1 protein-coding gene is annotated in these 620 nt (G+C 59.7%); it reads right to left on the bottom strand.

The annotated features are described in order from the left end of the window. The coding region (locus ACF8ML_RS08845) for a phage late control D family protein (RefSeq protein WP_392406998.1) at positions 1 to 620 on the bottom strand (620 nt) is incomplete at both ends.

The following is a 620-nucleotide window of genomic DNA, read 5'->3' as shown; positions in this document are numbered from 1 at the left end:
AGGTTTCATGGCCGTCGTGCGCATGGCCCGGTGGATCGCGGCGCATGTGGGACAGTTCGGCCCGGGGCTTTTTGAAGTCGTAGTCGTCGATGTAATGGCGGCCCGGCTTGATTTCCTGCTCCAGCTGCCAGGCGTGGATGTTTTCCTGATCGCCTGCGGCGGCTTTTTCCGGGGGATAGAAGGGAATGGATTCGCCACCGGGCAATGCGCCGTGTGAGGCAATGATGTCGTCGCACAGCACCAGGGTGTGCCGGCCCGATGCGTGCTCGAAGAAATAGTAGATGCCTTCGTGCTCCATCAATCGCGAGACGAAGTCGCAATCGCTTTCGTTGTATTGCACGCAGTAATCCCAACTGCGATAGGCGCGCGTGAGTTTCCTTTGCATTGGATGGCCATAGACGCCCAATACCTGCTCGATGATGTCGGGCACGTTGAGGTTCTGGAAGATGCGAAAGTCGCTCTTGCGCGTGGCCAGCCACAGCCAGGGGCTCAGGCGCGCCTTGTAGGCGTAGTGGCGGTGATCCTGGCCCTGCATGCCGAAGCGGGTGACGATGCCGTCGATGAAGCGCCTGCCGCCGCCCTGGGTTTCAATTTCTATGGTGGCGTTTTTGCCCAATAGG

Origin of the sequence: Delftia sp. WSY_10 (genome assembly GCF_043104705.1) — a bacterium.
Taxonomy (GTDB): domain Bacteria; phylum Pseudomonadota; class Gammaproteobacteria; order Burkholderiales; family Burkholderiaceae_C; genus Comamonas; species Comamonas tsuruhatensis.
Note: the sequence above shows the minus strand (reverse complement) of the source record. Positions and strands in the feature narration are given on the sequence as shown.